Origin of the sequence: [Clostridium] celerecrescens 18A (assembly GCF_002797975.1) — a bacterium.
GTDB lineage: Bacteria > Bacillota > Clostridia > Lachnospirales > Lachnospiraceae > Lacrimispora > Lacrimispora celerecrescens.
The window spans coordinates 1,528,369-1,543,596 of sequence record NZ_PGET01000001.1 but is presented as its reverse complement, the minus strand read 5'-3'; the positions used below and the strand labels follow the sequence as shown (position 1 = coordinate 1,543,596).

The following is a 15,228-nucleotide window of genomic DNA, read 5'->3' as shown; positions in this document are numbered from 1 at the left end:
CTGTTACATTTCATCCCTCACGTAACCGGCAATATTGTGGGCATGATCTGAAATACGTTCCAGATTGCTCAGTGCATCCAAAAAGATAATTCCGTTTTCCGGTTTACATGTCTGCGCGGATAAACGTTCGATATGTCGTTCTCTTAATTCCTCTTCCAGGCTGTCCACACGTTCTTCGCTTTGGATCACTGCGCGGACCTCAGACATGTCTCCAGTCTCCCTGGCTTTTATGGCATGCTCCAGTGAGGAACGAACCTCCTTAAGCATTTCCTTTATTTCATTTTCTGCACCATTTGAAAAGATTATGTTCCGGTTGGTTTTTTCTATTGCCAGCTCGGATAAATTCTCACAGTGATCGCTGACCCGCTCAAAGTCGCTGATTGTATAAAATAAGTTTTTAACCAGAAGATGCTGCTCCTCGTTTAAGGACTGGTTATTAAGTTTTATCAGATAATCTGTGAGTATCTTTTCATAATCATTGATTTTCTGTTCCATTTTTTCCACCAGCTTTGCCTCTGCCTTGTTGTTGCCAAGAAGAGCCGCCGCCGCAAGATCCAAGTTTTCCATGGCAGCATATCCCATACTCACAACTTCATGGTTCACATTCTCGATGGCAAAGGAAGGAGTTTCTAAAATTCTTTCATCCAGATGACGTTTCATCTGGGTATCAGAATCTACCGTTGATTCTTTCTGATCCTCCCTAACAAGCAGACCGGAAGCCTTTACCAAAAGCCCGGCAAATGGGAATAAGATAATGGTATTGCTCACATTAAATATCGTATGGAAGATGGATATTCCCACACTGCTGACCCGTGATACCGCGAAAACCGGATTCAATTTAAACACGACAAACATGATGCATCCGAAAATGACAGCTCCCACCACATTAAAAAGAAGATGAATGACAGCGGCACGCTTTGCGGTTTTGTTAGCACCAACACTGGAAAGCAGGGCGGTAACACAGGTACCGATATTTTGTCCTAAAGTGATAAATATCGCTGACTGCCAGTTTACAACACCATTGAGAGCCAGTGTCTGCAAAATTCCTACAGATGCTGAGGAGCTTTGGATGATACCGGTAACAACAAGGCCTGCCAAAATTCCAAGAAAAGGGTTTTTTCCTAAAACGGAAAATGCCTGGCTGAAAATAGGTGCGTTCCGGTAAGGCGTAATGGAGTCTGACATAAAGGAAAGTCCTATAAACAGAACACCAAAGCCCACCAGAATTTCTCCAACCTGTTTTTTCTTCCCGCTTCCGGTAAAAAGACTTAAAACAGCGCCCACGCCTACCAATGCCGGAGCAAAAAACTCGGGTTTCATCATCTCTCCCCATTCACTCATGGATACAATCCAGCTGGTGACGGTTGTTCCGATGTTAGCACCCATAATAATACCAACGGCCTGTTGCAGATTGATGATTCCGGCATTTACAAAGCCTACCACCATGACTGTGGTAGCCGAGCTGCTCTGAATGATGGCGGTAATTCCAGTTCCCAAAAGCACACCCATGAGCCGGTTGCTGGTAAGGACTCCTAAAAGCTGCTGCATTTTGTGACCTGCTGATTTTTGCAGCCCATCGGCCATAGCGTCCATTCCATAAAGGAACATTCCAAGTCCCCCGATGAATTTAAAAAGCATTTGTAAATCTGCGATTGACATAGCATCCTCCGTTTTTCATGATAATACATTTTTGTAAATACTATATCAAATCCATGTAAAGTAAAATGCACATTAATGTAAAATTTATGTAAATTTTTGTCTTAATGTAAAATTTCTTTGTATACACGAAGGACGTTTCCATAAAAAACTGCCTCAATTTCGCTTTCCGAAAATCCCTCTTTTTTCATATAAACTTCCAACAGGGGTAAGTCTTCCGGAGATTTCATTTCTAAATTTCCCCCAATGCCGTCAAAATCTGATCCAAGCCCAATACACTGGATGCCTCCCACCTTTTTCATATGCTTCATATGTAAAACCATATCTTCCACCCGGCTTAAGACTCCTTCCCCCTTTTTCCAGTCATGAAGAAAATCGGCGCAATAATTGATTCCGGTCACGCCGCCTCGTTCCGAAAGCTTTCTAATCATATCGTCCGTTAAGTTTCTTGGGTTGGAGGCAATGGTTCTTGCGTTGGAATGGCTGGCCACAAATGGTTTTTCTGTATACCGGAACATATCTTCTATCCCCGCATCTGACAAATGGGAGACATCGATAACCATTCCCAGCCGTTCCATCTCCTGAACAAATTCGATTCCCTTTTCCGTAAGCCCATGCTCCATCTCCGGCTCAAAAAAGGCCTCTCCGTTTTCCTCCCAGATCCGGTTGGGATACCCCAGCTCATTTTTATAGTTCCATGTAAGAGTGGCCATCCGTACTCCCAGCCGGTAAAAATTTCTTAAGAATGCCAGTTCACCCTGGCAGACGCCTCCTTCTTCTATGGTAAGCATGGCAGACATCTTCCCATTCTTCCGGTTTTCTTCAATATCCCTGTAGCTTTTTACAATACCTATGATATCCTCGTATTTCTCCAGTTCCGTATAAAAGAGGTCAACAAGCTTCATACAATATTCAAACGGATGCTCCTGACCGGCAAGATTTGTATATAAAGCAAAGTTCTGTAGGCAATAATCACCTTTTTTCATGCGTTCCAAGTCAATATGGCAATCATTTTTTAAGATGGAAAAGACCTTTCCTTCTTCCCTCCTGTAAAAAAGCTCTGAGATGGTATCACAATGCATATCAACAACCTTCATAATTTCTTCCCTTTCTCATAATTCACTGAATTTACTCTACGCAAAAGGAGCAGCCCAAAAATGAGCTACTCCTTTGGTAACTATGCAAATAGTATCACCAATATGATATATTTGCAAGAATATATTCCATATTTACTCGCTGCGCAGAGCGTCAATCGGATTCAAATCAGCAGCTCTTCTGGCAGGCATATAGCCAAATAAAAGACCGATCCCTACGGATACGCTGAAGGAAACTATGACAGCGCCGGGTGTTGGTGTGGCGTTCATTCCCATAGCAGTTCCTATGATGGTGGTTGCCACGGAGCCCACCAGGATACCCACAACCCCGCCAAGAGAGCTGGTAACTGCGGCCTCTATTACAAACTGCTGCATGATGTTGCGCTTTTTAGCCCCCAGCGCCTTCCTGATTCCGATTTCTCTGGTACGCTCCGTTACGGACACCAGCATGATATTCATGACTCCGACTCCGGCAACTAAAAGAGAGATCCCGGCGATTCCCCCAAGCATCATGGACATCATGGACATCATGGAATTTAAGGAGTTTAAAAGCTCACTCATAGCAGTAATCCGGTACAAGTCCTCATCCTTGAAAATCCCATAAAGAAAGGTGTTGATGGCCTCTTTGGACTCTGCGGAATGATCCATGTCGGCGGTGGCAAAGACATAGCTGTTTATGTCTGCAGTGTTGTTCATCTTGGCGGCACTGCTGTAGGGAAGGTATAAAACATCGTCTGAACCGCCGTCCTTAAGCTCATCCTCATCCTGTCTGGAAACCACGCCAACGATCTGATAGGCATAACCATTTATTTTAATGGTCTGGCCAATGGCTTTTTCCGCTCCTCCATATAATTCCCAGGCCACATAATAACCTGCAACACAAACCTTCTGCCTGGATATGATATCAGAATATTGGAGGAACCGCCCTGAATCCAGGGTCTGATCCTTCATATCCAGATATTCCTCGCTGACACCGGATACCGTAGTATTGGTCAGGGATTCCGTACCGTTTTTTAAGGTAGAAGACAAGGAAACCCGTGGCGTCATCTGGGAAAAAAGATTTTTATTGTCTTCATAAAATTGATACATCTGATCCACGGTTACGGTTCTGGATGATAGATTGGTCACGTTTACATTAATCTGGTTGGTACCCATGCTGGTAAACTGTTCCGTCATATAGGACATTTGTCCGTTTACTAGACTCACCAGAATGATGACCGATGCCACACCGATAATGATTCCAAGCATGGTGAGAAAGGAACGCATTTTATTGCCCCAGATGCTTTTTAAAGCCATTTTAAAGGATTGCAGAATATTCATTTACGTCTCCATCGAAATTAATCTTACCATCGTGTACCCGGATCACCCGCCTGGCTTCCTTTGCTATGGCGCTGTCATGGGTGATCATGACGATGGTATTCCCTTCATCGTTCAGCTTTTTTAAGAAATTAAGGACTTCCCGGCTGGTTTTTGAATCCAAAGCCCCCGTAGGCTCATCGGCCAGAATCAGGGAGGGATCTCCTGCCAGCGCCCTTGCAATGGAAACCCTCTGCTGCTGGCCTCCGGAAAGCTGATTAGGAAAATTTTTCCACTTTTCCGCCAGACCTACCCGTTCCAGAGAAGCCATGGCGCGTTTGTTCCGTTCATTGGTTCCTACCCCTGCATATAACAGGGGCAGCTCCACATTTTCAAGAAGATTCAATCTGGGAAGCAGATTGTACTGCTGGAAGATAAAGCCAATCATCTTATTCCGTATCCCGGCCAGCTGGTTATCCGACATCCTGCCCACCTCCTCGCCACCCAGAAGATATTCTCCTGACGTGGGAACATCCAGTGCGCCTATTATATTCATGAGCGTGGATTTCCCGCTTCCCGACTTTCCTACAATAGCCACGAATTCCCCGCGGCAGATGGTTAAAGACACGCCGTTGTTTGCACGGACCTCCTCCTCTCCCATCTGATATACTTTATAGATATCCTTTAATTCAATCAAGGTGTTTTCCACGTTATATAACCTCCTTGCGGCCCTTAAGGCTGACGGCCGCCGTTGCCGGAACCTCCGCCGCTGCCTGTACTGCGGTTTCCGCTGCCGGAGCCACCGCCTTCACTGCGGTACCTTACTCCGGAACCGGAGCCGCCTGGGCCTACGTTTACGCCACCCATGCCTCCCGGCATCATAATATTCGTTGAGGTGCTTACAGTGGTTTGTGCAACGTAGACCTCCTGGTTCTCTTCCAATCCGCTGGTAATTTCCACATATTCATCACTGATTAAGCCTGTAGTAACTTCTACTGCCCGAAAGCCTTCCGGAATGTTCCCCTGGGGCTCCTTCACCGAATCATCCTTTACATACACCTGATTTCCCCGCATCAGCGCATCGGCCGGTACGGCAAGGACGTCAGCCGCTTTATCCAGAATAATCACTCCATCTACGTTCATGCCGGGGAGAAGCTCATCCATACCATCATTTAAGGTGACAGTTACAGGATAATTGGTAACACCATTGGAAGTAGAACTCTCCAGGCTAACATTGGTAACTGTTCCCTGAAAGGTTTTACCGGTTACGGCGTCTGCTGTAATGTTTACTTCCTGGCCAACTTCCACGGACTTTACATCCAATTCATCCACAGACATTTTAAATGTATAGGCGGACATATCGTATATGACTGCCAGAGTTGAGCTTCCGCTGGAGCTTTTGGTAATCTTATCTCCTGCCTTCACGGTTTTTGTAATGACCTTTCCGGATATGGGAGCAGTAATGGTGTAGTTATCATAAGTATTCTCGGTGCTCTCCAGCTTGCTTTTTGCTCCTTCCAGTGTTTCCTGGGCCTTTTCCATCGTATCTTTATAAGTGCGCAACAGTTTATCCGCAGACTTGCTTTCCATTGTAAAAATAGGAGTGCCTTTTGTTACATAATCTCCTTCATGTACCAGCATGGTTCCTACCTCCACGCTGGAAGATAAGTCCGCTTTCATGGTCGACTCAAGCTTGGGTTCAAATGTTGCTTCCACACTGCACACATAATCGCCTACCGCAGCCGTAGCCGGGGTTTCCGTGGTAAGACCGCCAGGATTTGTAACTTCAATGGTTACATAACGAACGATACGCCCTCCTGTTAAGGTTACATCCATGTTGCTGACAGAAGTAACTGCGCCCTGGATCTGCTCTCCAGTATCTGTAAGGGTCAGAACCGCCGCCTGACCGGCCGCTATCTGAGCTGCCTCCCCGGAAAGGAACGGAAGCTTGATCTTCATGGTTTTATCGTCATAAATTGAGGCGATTTCCGTATTGTTTCCTACTTTATCCCCTTCCTTAATAGAAAGTGACTTTATGTACCCGCTCTCTGTGGATTTATAAGTATTTCCGCTGTAATCACCTAAAGCAGAATTATAATCATCAAGTGCAGTTTGATAATTTTCCTGGGCTCTGGACAGGTTGTTGTTTACAGATGTCATCTCCGATTCCATGGATGATGTGTCGATCTGATAGAGGATCTGTCCCTTTTCTACCTCGTCTCCCTCCTCAAAGTCTGCTGCGATGACTTCTCCTTCAACCAAAGAGGTTATGTCATAGGTATTCTGGGGAGAAATAGTTCCGGAGGAGGATAGTTCTGAAACGATATCCCGTTTTGTTACTGTTGCAGTTCTTATACTTTTTGCTGTGGTTGATGCTGACTTTGACTTTTTAAAGCCTGCAGCCGCTATTACTCCTGCCAGCACCGCAAGGATTAAAATCAGAAAAATCAAAACCTTTTTTCCCTTTATACGGCCCTTTTTCTTATTTTTTAAAAATAATTTTTGAATGATTTTTTTCATTCCGGCTTCTCCTGTTATCTTCTATTCTATATAATCAATGACAGTCCGGGTCTCATTTCCTTCCTTGTCTACAGACAGGGTATAGATCAGATTCACGGTATCTCCTACCCGAAGATCCCCATAGGAAGAAAATGCAAACTTCATCTCAGTGCTGGAAAGCTCGTAGGTGTTACCGTCATCCAGTATGATTGCCCCCGGCGTCATTAAATCCGAAGAATCATAGACCACATTGGTGATTTCTCCAAATACGGCGGAGCGTCCGCTTTCATTTTCATTTCCAACGGTATAAAGCCATACGGTTTTAGAGATAGTATGATAATATACAAGAACACCATCCGTGCTTTCCAAGGAAACATTAATTGCATCACTGGAATTGGTAACAGGATCTCCGTCAAGATAAATATTGGCATCACTAAGCTTAAAGGGCAAAATGGAATTAAGCCTGCTCTTGCTTTTTGCAATTTTCGGTCCCTTGATGCTGTTATCGACCATTGAAAACGGATCAATCTCACCGTCACTCGTCAATTCACAGTCCAGACTTTTTCCAAACATGGTTCCAGCTTTTGTATCTGCTTTCAGCAGATTATAAAACAGGTTGATGCAATCCTCTTTATTTAGAATTTCCAAAGCTTCTTTATTTAAGTTCTCATCCAATTCCAAGAAATGATATTTGGAAAGTCTGGAACCTGACTGATCACCAGTAAAATCGGAATTTACATATCCCAAGAGCCCTAGAACTCCTTTTACCGCCTCCTGAAGCGTTATGGATTCATCCGGTTTAAAGTTTCCTCCCAGATACCCGTTCATCCACCCCTGATCCGCTGCGATCCGGATCTGAGATGCATATTCATGGTTTCTCGGCACATCAGCAAATACAGAAGTGTTGCTGGTTTTGCCGGCCGTACTTCGATAGGAAGAGGCATTTACCAGCATGCTTGCAAATTCCCCCCGCGTCACTGATAAATTCAGATTCCCAGTGTTCATGATCCCCGAAACACCGATCACCTTTTTCCTTAAATCAAAATTACTTGATGCCTCTGTAATCATGGGGCTGACTGCCGTCGCAGCCATTGCAAAAGCCAGGGAGGCCGCTATTGTCCGTCTGTTCATCCAGTTTCTCCTCTCATCATTTAAATCTGAGGCTTATTTTAACAGGCGCATATGTCTGTTTTGTGACAGTAAGCTGAAATTAACCTGAAACTTGATGTTTTCACTTTAAAATATTTCTTAACCAGACCATATCTGATCATGACATTTCAGCTTAATTTAAGCTTGATCCATTATGATTACACAAATGAAAGATTGCTTAATAAGCAGTCACATTTTATAATAGATGTTAGCAGGTTCATAATAATATATATAGGAGAATTGAATCATGAAGGTATTGATTGTAGAAGACGAAGTAAGACTGGCCGATGCTTTGGGACAGATTATGAAGGAACAACATTACCAGGCTGATATTGTGTATAATGGAACTGATGGTTTGTCCTGCGGTCTTTCCGGGGAATATGACGTCATTGTTTTAGATGTCATGCTTCCGGGGGAAAATGGTTTTCAAGTGGTTAAAAAGCTTAGAGAGTCCCGCATCCAGACTCCTGTTCTCATGCTGACCGCACGGGATGACATTCAGGATAAGGTAACCGGGCTTGACCGGGGTGCTGATGACTATATGACAAAGCCTTTTATTCCGGAAGAGCTGTTAGCCCGCATCCGGGCTCTCTCCCGCCGCCAGGGAGAAGTGATCGTGGAAGAAATGAAATTCGGTGACTTAACCCTGAATCTGTCTGCCAATGATTTATGCTGCGGCACCAAATCCATTCATCTTGGGTATAAGGAATTTGAAGTGTTAAAGATCCTTATGAGCAATTCCGGAAGGATCGTTTCAAAGGAAACTCTCATCTCAAGGGTATGGGGAAGTGATTCCGACGCAGAGGACAACAATGTTGAGGCTTATATTTCCTTTTTACGCAAAAAACTGAACTTTGTGGGTTCACGGGTGGAAATCAGCACCCTCCGCAAGGTCGGATACCGCCTGGAGGAAACAACATGATAAAAAAATTAAGAAGACGGTTTGTTTTGGTTAACATGATTTTTGTGATAAGCATTCTTTCCGCAGTTCTTGGCATCTTTTACTACGCCAATTTTAAACGCATCGAACGGCAGACCGTCATGGCTCTTTACCAGGCCGCCGACCATAACAGGCCGGACCGTCTGCCGGATAAGTTGGAGATTACCCGCAGACCCCAAAAGTATCTGCCGCCTCTTGTCCCTGTTTTCGTGGTAAATTTAAACAACCGCAACTCCATAGAAAACATTAGGGAAAACAATCTCACGATTACCAGAGAGCTGGCTTCCACACTGGTGGAGCTTGCAAAAGCAAATGACTCTTCCCAGGGGGAACTTAAGGATTATTCCCTTCGTTACCTTAAAGTTTCCTCCACAGAGGGTACGAAAATAGTATTTGCAGACCAACGATATGAACGAAATAATTTAAAAGCCCTTCTGATCAATTGTCTGCTGGTCTTTCTTGCTGCGGTCTTTCTTTTTTTGATCCTGAGTATTTTCCTTTCCCGTCTGGCACTAAGACCTGTGGAAACCGCGTGGCGGATGCAAAACCAGTTCATTGCCGATGCATCCCATGAACTAAAGACGCCTCTTACCGTAATCCTGGCCAATTTACAGATTCTTTCCCTTCATAAGGAATGCACCATCATGGATCAGCAGAAATGGCTGAACAACACAAAAGAAGAGGCAGAACGCATGAAACAGCTTGTAGAGGAACTGCTCTTTTTGGCCCGTTCCGATACTGGGGCCGTCCAGGCTACCCAGACGGCAATGGCTCCTCTGGATTTCAGTGACATCGTATTAAACGGAGTCCTGCTTTTTGAATCCGTTGCCTTTGAGAATAAGGTTAACCTGGAAAATGAAATTGACTCCGGCATTATCCTGGAAGGCTGGGAAGTCCAGCTAAAGCAGGTTATCAACATCCTGCTGGACAATGCCTGCAAATACGCAGGAAAACATGGTTCCGTAACAGTCAGCTTAAAGAAATCATCCCATTATGCCATCTTGACCGTTCAAAATACGGGAGACCCTATTCCTAAAAAGGAGCAGATCCATGTCTTTGAACGGTTTTACCGGACGGATGAATCAAGAGTCCGTAAGGATGGCGGCTATGGACTTGGCCTTTCTATTGCAAAGTCTATTATTGAACACCACAAGGGAAAGATTAACCTGACCAGCAGTCTTGAAACAAGAACTATTTTTACCGTCAGCCTTCCCCTTTCTACCCGCCAGCACATAATCAAAACTTAAAAAAGGGAGCAATTGCAGGTTTTTACCCCAATTGCTCCCTTCTCTTATTTATTTAGAAACTGCAATTCCATGATCCTCAATTCTCTTTCTGATACCCAGCATTCTTTCGTCGGTCTGTGCGATCACGTCCGCACATTCCCGCAGTTCTTCGCTGATTTCCTGGGAGTACTCTTCCACTTCTTTTTTATATTTTAATTGGTGGTCCAGGCTGGCCCAGAAATCCATGGCAATGGTACGGATCTGGACCTCTGCCCTCATCCATTTTTTCTGGTCGGAAAAGAACACGGGGATCTCAACGATCATGTGATAGCTGCGGTAACCATTTTTTTTGGGGTGGCGGATGTAATCCTTAATGGCAATGATATGTACATCATCCTGGCGGGCCAGCATATCTGCCACTGCATAAATATCATCAAGGAAAGAGCAGATCACGCGGATCCCTGCAACATCATCCAGATTTTCCATCATGGATTCCAGGGAAACCGGCAGCCCTCTGCGCTGCAGCTTTTCCACAATGCTGATAGGCTTCTTTACTCTTGATTTAACCATTTCAATTGGGTTTCTGGAGTTTCTTACTGACAATTCATCATTAAGGACCTCCAGCTTTGTCTTGATCTCCCGAATGGCACAGGTATACATCATCATAGCTTCCTGAAACTGGTATGCCTGCTTCATAAGCGGGTCCGGAACCTGAACCAGATTGGGAACATTCACAATGGACTGGTTCAATTCACTATTGGGGTTCATGCTAATATTCATTCTTATCCCTCGAAACTTACATTACTTTAAGCTTTCTCTGCTGCCGAAACTGCCTCGTTAAGCCAGTTCACCTCTAAATACTCGACCGTACCGCCATCCACTGCTGCCGCGATCTGTGGATCAATAGGGATTTTAGCCAGAACGGTAAGACCATTGGCTTTGGCTGCTTCATCAACGCGGCTCTCCCCAAATACAGAAATCTGCTTTCCACAGTCCGGGCAAATTAAGTAACTCATGTTTTCTACAAGCCCCAGAATCGGTATGTTCATCTTTTTCGCCATATTTACCGCTTTTTCTACAATCATGGTAACCAGCTCCTGAGGGGAGGTGACAATGATAATTCCATCCACAGGTAGGGACTGGAACACGGTTAAGGGCACATCTCCAGTTCCCGGAGGCATGTCCACGAACATGTAGTCAATATTATCCCATAGAGCTTCCTGCCAGAACTGTTTCACAGCTCCTGCAATGACTGGACCTCTCCAGATGACAGGATCTGTCTCATGATCCAGAATCAGATTCGCTGACATCACTTCAATTCCTGTTGCCGTGATAGCCGGGATCATAAGGCCACCAGGCGTCATGCCCACACCGTAATCCGAAAGACCAAAGGCCTTTGGAATGGATGGCCCGGTGATATCCGCATCAAGGATTGCCGTTTTATAACCTTTCCCGTTCATGCCTGCAGCCATCAGGGATGTTACCAGGGATTTACCCACGCCACCCTTTCCGCTTACAACCCCGATTACCTTTTTTACTGTACTGGCAGGGTTAAGTGGTTCTAAAAAGCTTACCTGTTCCTCACGGCTGCCGCAGTTCTCCTGGCAGGTATTACAATTATGAGTACAATTTACATCACTCATTGATGATTCCTCCTAAATGAATTATAGTCTAATATATGGAAGACGGCTTTTTTTAAGCCATCTGTTTCTATCGAATCTGTAACATAACCGGCTGCTCTCTTAACCTCGTCAGAGGCATTTCCCATGGCAATTCCAAGACCCGCACCGGTTATCATGGAAATATCGTTATTACCGTCGCCAATGGCAGCCATCTCACCTGCAGAAAAGCCATAATGCTCTGCCATCTTCATGATCCCATTCCACTTACTTCCGCCTGCGGGAATCACATCACAGCCCATCTCATCATGCCAGCGCATGAACTCGCAGCCGCAAAGATGCTTCTTCAGCTTCTGCTCCATATCGCAGGAAACATAAGGTATTATCTGGTAAATACGCTGTTTTTTGGCCCTTTCTACATTTAAAACCGGTGGAATCCTGGTTCCGATATCCATCTGGACCTTTTCCACAATATGATTCACCATATTGATGTACATGCGGTCCCCTTCCATAAACATGCATGGAAAAGGCTCTTCCTCCAAAAACATTAACGTCCGCTCCACTTCACCAGGGTCTATGGGCAAATCATAAATAATCCTGTCTCCGCAATAGCAGTACTGGCCGTTTAGCGTCACATAGCCGTCAAAGGGAATTCCCTCCAGAAGGTTTTCTTCTTCCATTTCAAGCTTATGGCGCCCTGTTGCAATAAACAACAGGATTCCTGCCTTCCTGGCTTCCAAAAGTGCCTCTTTTGCGCTGTCCGGAATCCGTTTTGTTTGAAAATCCCGAAGCGTACCATCAATATCAAAAAAAATGGCTTTTATCTTTTTTTCCATTTTTCCATCATTCCTTTTTAATCTGATTATTCTTATCTGTGCCGTCACAACATATAAACACTTAAGATTATAATATATCTTATCTGAACTTGCAATGCAAAGGAAGATAAAAGGGCGTTCTGGACCATTCCGATAAGCTGCGACAGCAGCTATGAGGTTATGCCAGGCAAAGCGGGGCATGCTGTGATAAAGTGGGTCGCAGATTGCGAATATCCGATTGACTTGGCAAAAGGCCTGTGCCGTCATCAATGACGCTACAGGCCTTTGTTTTTTATTTTGTTCCCGCAGTCCTAACATTACGGATTGTTTTAAAAACCCCCATGGTATCCAAAGCTTTTGCCATGGAATAAAAGATCATGGAATCAATTGGCCACATGACCAGGTTTTTAAGTGCCCTTGCCGGTAAAAGTACTATAAAGCCCTTTCCGTACAGGATAGATAGACACATGGTATTAAGAATCACATTACATACCAGCATGACTAATAGCTTGGAGACCAGAACCCTTTTTAAGGTGATCGGCTTTCTGTAATACATGCAGCCATACATGATACCTGCCAGAACCGTTACCAGGGTCAGTCCCGGGAAAAATGCTCCCGTAGGCTTTAAGAGGTATTTAAGCACATCCATACTTCCGGAAAACAGGCCTCCAACTACCGGGCCAAACAGGTATGAAACCATTCCATTGGGAATGGAGGCAAAACTGATCCGGATGTAATTTCCCATGTTAATGGAAAACATGCCCAAAACAATTGCTACTGCGCCAAACATGGCGGCTGTGGTAATGGTTCTTACAGACTTCAGCTCTCTGTAAGAATCGGTGAACAAAGTGACGAATTTTTTCATAAAAAATACCTCCTTTGCAGACCTCAAACTACAACCGGAGATAATATTCCTATCTTCTGATGCAGCGGGATGCGACCGGTGTACCGCAAGAAAATCTTTTCGTCCGGCTGACAACTCCCTGTTCAGCTGGCACTTAACGCACACGGGTCTACTCTGCGACTATTATATTGTATTTTGTAACGCCATCAGTATATCACAGATTTCCTGGAAAGCAAATATTTTTTTTAGAATTTCTTCCTTTCTCCACGATGGAATGAACCAATAAAGCGATCAAAACACCAAGAATCAGCCCTCCCAGTACATCGGTAGGAAAATGAACAAACAGATACATTCTGGAAAAACCGATTAGCGCCGCCAGTATCAGTGCAGCAGTTCCCCACTTCCGGTGGTAAAGCCAGATGCTCACAGCTCCTTCAAAGGAAGCCAGAGTGTGCCCGGATGGAGAGGAATAGTCTCTGGGATTATGAATTAAAAGGGGAACACTGCTATCAATCCAACAAGGCCTTTCTCTGGCAATCACATTCTTAAGGAACGTATTTCCAACCAAAAAGCCGGCCGCCAAGGATAAAATAACACAAAGGCCTATGATTCTTGTCTTTTTAAAACACAGCAAAACAGCTCCGGTGAGGATCCAGAAAATCCCGTGATCTCCCAGACTGGTAATCTCCTTCATAAACACATCCAGCCAGGGAGTATGTAACGATTGTAAAAAATACAGAATATCAAATTCCGTACCAGCCATCATAATTCTTTACTCCTTCTTCATTCTTGCTCCTATTATACCTTGCTTCCCTTAAATTTACCAACAAAAAAAATCGTTATGATAATAAAACCATTTGACAAGCCCTAAATTTAAGTTTAGGATAAACCATAGTTGAAAAGTCAGGAAGGAAACTAAGGAGGCTTTGTAATGAAATACATCAGACAATTCACTATTATTCTATTTATATCTCTGGCAGGAGAAATCATACATCTGCTGGTTCCCCTTCCGGTCCCTGCAAGCATCTATGGCCTGCTTGTCATGCTGATTGGGTTAAGGAAGAAATGGATTCCATTGGAAGCAGTTGAGGAAGTCAGCATATTTCTCATAGACATCATGCCATTGATGTTTATTCCGGCAGCCGTCGGACTTCTGGATTCCTGGGGCGTACTTCGTCCCATTTTGGTTCCTTTTCTGGTCATCACCCTGCTTTCCACAATCATCGTGATGGTAATTACCGGAAAAGTGACTCAGCTATTTATAAAAAATGACAGAAATGGAAAGGCAGAAAAAAATGAGTAATACAGTTAGTGATTTTTTGTTTTTTGGTGCGGTGCTCAGTCTCTTAAGCTATGAGCTGGGACTCCGTTTAAAGAAAAAATTTAAATGGGCTATCTTCAACCCTCTTTTAATATCCATCTGTATTGTCATGGTATTTCTGTCTGTATTTCACATTGATTATGAGGTGTACGATAAAAGCGCCAAATACATCAGCTATCTTCTGACGCCAGCCACCATTTGCCTGGCAATCCCCCTATACCGCCAAATGGAACTGCTTAAGAAGCATTCCAAAGCCATTATAGCCGGAACCCTGACCGGGGTTTTTACCACAATGACCACTGTACTGCTTTTGGCTCTGGTCTTTGGTTTAAATCACCAGGAGTATGTTACATTTCTGCCAAAGTCCATTACAACAGCCATTGCAATGGGAATCTCAGAGGAAATGAAGGGATATGTGACCATAACAGTAGCCAGCATCATCATCACCGGAATCCAGGGAAGCATTATTGCTGAAGCCGTATGCAAGGTATTTAAAATTACGGACCCTATTGCCAAGGGCATTGCCATTGGTTCTGCTTCCCATGCCGTGGGAACGACAAAAGCTTTGGAAATGGGGGAAATCGAAGGGGCTATGAGCAGTCTTGCCATCGCGACCTCCGGACTTTGTACCGTTATATTTGCTTCTGTGTTCTCTGGCTTCCTGTAATATCCCCTCCTATCCCAAAGAGTTCTGCTTGAAAAGGGATTGGCTTGCAAAAATAACAGGAGGTTTGAAAAGCATAATATCAAAAGTTATGCTTTTCAAACC

15 protein-coding genes and 1 riboswitch are annotated in these 15,228 nt (G+C 44.3%); of the genes, 4 read left to right on the top strand and 11 right to left on the bottom strand.

Translation table 11 applies throughout. The features are described 5' to 3' along the window. Window positions 1-3 precede the first annotated feature (3 nt). From H171_RS07330 to H171_RS07305, 6 genes are all read right to left on the bottom strand, one after another. Window positions 4-1,659: a Na/Pi cotransporter family protein gene (locus H171_RS07330; RefSeq protein WP_100304548.1), complete on the bottom strand. Its 1,656-nt coding sequence runs from the start codon at window positions 1,657-1,659 to the stop codon at window positions 4-6. A gap of 101 nt (window positions 1,660-1,760) precedes the next feature. Further along, complete coding sequence (locus H171_RS07325; protein WP_100304547.1) at window positions 1,761-2,753, bottom strand: dipeptidase; 993 nt, start codon at window positions 2,751-2,753, stop codon at window positions 1,761-1,763. A gap of 132 nt (window positions 2,754-2,885) precedes the next feature. Beyond that, window positions 2,886-4,064 carry an ABC transporter permease gene (locus H171_RS07320; protein ID WP_166433669.1) on the bottom strand — a complete coding sequence of 393 codons (1,179 nt, stop codon included), beginning with the start codon at window positions 4,062-4,064 and terminating at the stop codon, window positions 2,886-2,888. Beyond that, window positions 4,048-4,707 (bottom strand): ABC transporter ATP-binding protein, encoded by a 660-nt coding sequence (locus tag H171_RS07315; protein WP_100307456.1) that lies wholly within the window; start codon window positions 4,705-4,707, stop codon window positions 4,048-4,050. Before H171_RS07315 ends, H171_RS07320 begins: the two co-directional genes overlap by 17 nt. A 71-nt stretch (window positions 4,708-4,778) precedes the next feature. Next, the gene (locus H171_RS07310; RefSeq protein WP_100304546.1) at window positions 4,779-6,566 is read right to left on the bottom strand and encodes an HlyD family efflux transporter periplasmic adaptor subunit; all 1,788 of its coding nucleotides are present in this window, start codon (window positions 6,564-6,566) and stop codon (window positions 4,779-4,781) included. 21 nt (window positions 6,567-6,587) lie between these two features. Then, window positions 6,588-7,676: an S-layer homology domain-containing protein gene (locus H171_RS07305; RefSeq protein ID WP_100304545.1), complete on the bottom strand. Its 1,089-nt coding sequence runs from the start codon at window positions 7,674-7,676 to the stop codon at window positions 6,588-6,590. Between the two features lie 265 nt (window positions 7,677-7,941). Between H171_RS07305 and H171_RS07300 the strand changes: the two genes are divergently transcribed. Both H171_RS07300 and H171_RS07295 read left to right on the top strand, forming a co-directional pair. Beyond that, complete coding sequence (locus H171_RS07300; RefSeq protein WP_100304544.1) at window positions 7,942-8,616, top strand: response regulator transcription factor; 675 nt, start codon at window positions 7,942-7,944, stop codon at window positions 8,614-8,616. After that, on the top strand, window positions 8,613-9,881 hold the full coding sequence (locus H171_RS07295; protein ID WP_100304543.1) for a sensor histidine kinase: 1,269 nt from the start codon (window positions 8,613-8,615) through the stop codon (window positions 9,879-9,881). Before H171_RS07300 ends, H171_RS07295 begins: the two co-directional genes overlap by 4 nt. A 48-nt stretch (window positions 9,882-9,929) precedes the next feature. On the opposite strand, the gene H171_RS07290 is transcribed toward H171_RS07295, so the two are convergent. The 5 genes from H171_RS07290 to H171_RS07270 all read right to left on the bottom strand — a co-directional run bounded on the left by H171_RS07290 (window position 9,930) and on the right by H171_RS07270 (window position 13,901). After that, window positions 9,930-10,640 carry a GTP pyrophosphokinase gene (locus H171_RS07290; protein ID WP_092250145.1) on the bottom strand — a complete coding sequence of 237 codons (711 nt, stop codon included), beginning with the start codon at window positions 10,638-10,640 and terminating at the stop codon, window positions 9,930-9,932. Window positions 10,641-10,666: 26 nt separating this feature from the next. After that, the gene (locus H171_RS07285; RefSeq protein ID WP_100304542.1) at window positions 10,667-11,503 is read right to left on the bottom strand and encodes an Mrp/NBP35 family ATP-binding protein; all 837 of its coding nucleotides are present in this window, start codon (window positions 11,501-11,503) and stop codon (window positions 10,667-10,669) included. Next, on the bottom strand, window positions 11,500-12,315 hold the full coding sequence (locus H171_RS07280; protein WP_100307455.1) for a Cof-type HAD-IIB family hydrolase: 816 nt from the start codon (window positions 12,313-12,315) through the stop codon (window positions 11,500-11,502). Before H171_RS07280 ends, H171_RS07285 begins: the two co-directional genes overlap by 4 nt. A gap of 271 nt (window positions 12,316-12,586) precedes the next feature. Beyond that, on the bottom strand, window positions 12,587-13,159 hold the full coding sequence (locus H171_RS07275; protein WP_100304541.1) for a folate family ECF transporter S component: 573 nt from the start codon (window positions 13,157-13,159) through the stop codon (window positions 12,587-12,589). 60 nt (window positions 13,160-13,219) lie between these two features. Continuing rightward, window positions 13,220-13,317: riboswitch (THF riboswitch) on the bottom strand. Window positions 13,318-13,352: 35 nt separating this feature from the next. Further along, on the bottom strand, window positions 13,353-13,901 hold the full coding sequence (locus tag H171_RS07270) for a phosphatase PAP2 family protein (RefSeq protein ID WP_100307454.1): 549 nt from the start codon (window positions 13,899-13,901) through the stop codon (window positions 13,353-13,355). A 168-nt stretch (window positions 13,902-14,069) separates the two neighbouring features. On the opposite strand from H171_RS07270, the gene H171_RS07265 reads away from it, so the two are divergent. Beyond that, the gene (locus H171_RS07265; protein ID WP_100304540.1) at window positions 14,070-14,441 is read left to right on the top strand and encodes a CidA/LrgA family protein; all 372 of its coding nucleotides are present in this window, start codon (window positions 14,070-14,072) and stop codon (window positions 14,439-14,441) included. Beyond that, window positions 14,434-15,126, top strand: a complete 693-nt coding sequence (locus H171_RS07260) for an LrgB family protein (RefSeq protein WP_100304539.1) — start codon at window positions 14,434-14,436, stop codon at window positions 15,124-15,126. The genes H171_RS07265 and H171_RS07260 overlap by 8 nt, the downstream gene beginning before the upstream one ends. Window positions 15,127-15,228: the final 102 nt, after the last annotated feature.

Bases quoted from the DNA above. Each gene is read 5' to 3' on its own strand.
- H171_RS07260 (WP_100304539.1), top strand. From the start codon at position 14,434: ATGAGTAATACAGTTAGTGATTTTTTGTTTTTTGGTGCGGTGCTCAGT.
- H171_RS07265 (WP_100304540.1), top strand. From the start codon at position 14,070: ATGAAATACATCAGACAATTCACTATTATTCTATTTATATCTCTGGCA.
- H171_RS07290 (WP_092250145.1), bottom strand. From the start codon at position 10,640: ATGAATATTAGCATGAACCCCAATAGTGAATTGAACCAGTCCATTGTG.
- H171_RS07325 (WP_100304547.1), bottom strand. From the start codon at position 2,753: ATGAAGGTTGTTGATATGCATTGTGATACCATCTCAGAGCTTTTTTAC.
- H171_RS07280 (WP_100307455.1), bottom strand. From the start codon at position 12,315: ATGGAAAAAAAGATAAAAGCCATTTTTTTTGATATTGATGGTACGCTT.
- H171_RS07275 (WP_100304541.1), bottom strand. From the start codon at position 13,159: ATGAAAAAATTCGTCACTTTGTTCACCGATTCTTACAGAGAGCTGAAG.
- H171_RS07270 (WP_100307454.1), bottom strand. From the start codon at position 13,901: ATGGCTGGTACGGAATTTGATATTCTGTATTTTTTACAATCGTTACAT.
- H171_RS07310 (WP_100304546.1), bottom strand. From the start codon at position 6,566: ATGAAAAAAATCATTCAAAAATTATTTTTAAAAAATAAGAAAAAGGGC.
- H171_RS07330 (WP_100304548.1), bottom strand. From the start codon at position 1,659: ATGTCAATCGCAGATTTACAAATGCTTTTTAAATTCATCGGGGGACTT.
- H171_RS07295 (WP_100304543.1), top strand. From the start codon at position 8,613: ATGATAAAAAAATTAAGAAGACGGTTTGTTTTGGTTAACATGATTTTT.
- H171_RS07285 (WP_100304542.1), bottom strand. From the start codon at position 11,503: ATGAGTGATGTAAATTGTACTCATAATTGTAATACCTGCCAGGAGAAC.
- H171_RS07305 (WP_100304545.1), bottom strand. From the start codon at position 7,676: ATGAACAGACGGACAATAGCGGCCTCCCTGGCTTTTGCAATGGCTGCG.
- H171_RS07315 (WP_100307456.1), bottom strand. From the start codon at position 4,707: ATGGGAGAGGAGGAGGTCCGTGCAAACAACGGCGTGTCTTTAACCATC.
- H171_RS07300 (WP_100304544.1), top strand. From the start codon at position 7,942: ATGAAGGTATTGATTGTAGAAGACGAAGTAAGACTGGCCGATGCTTTG.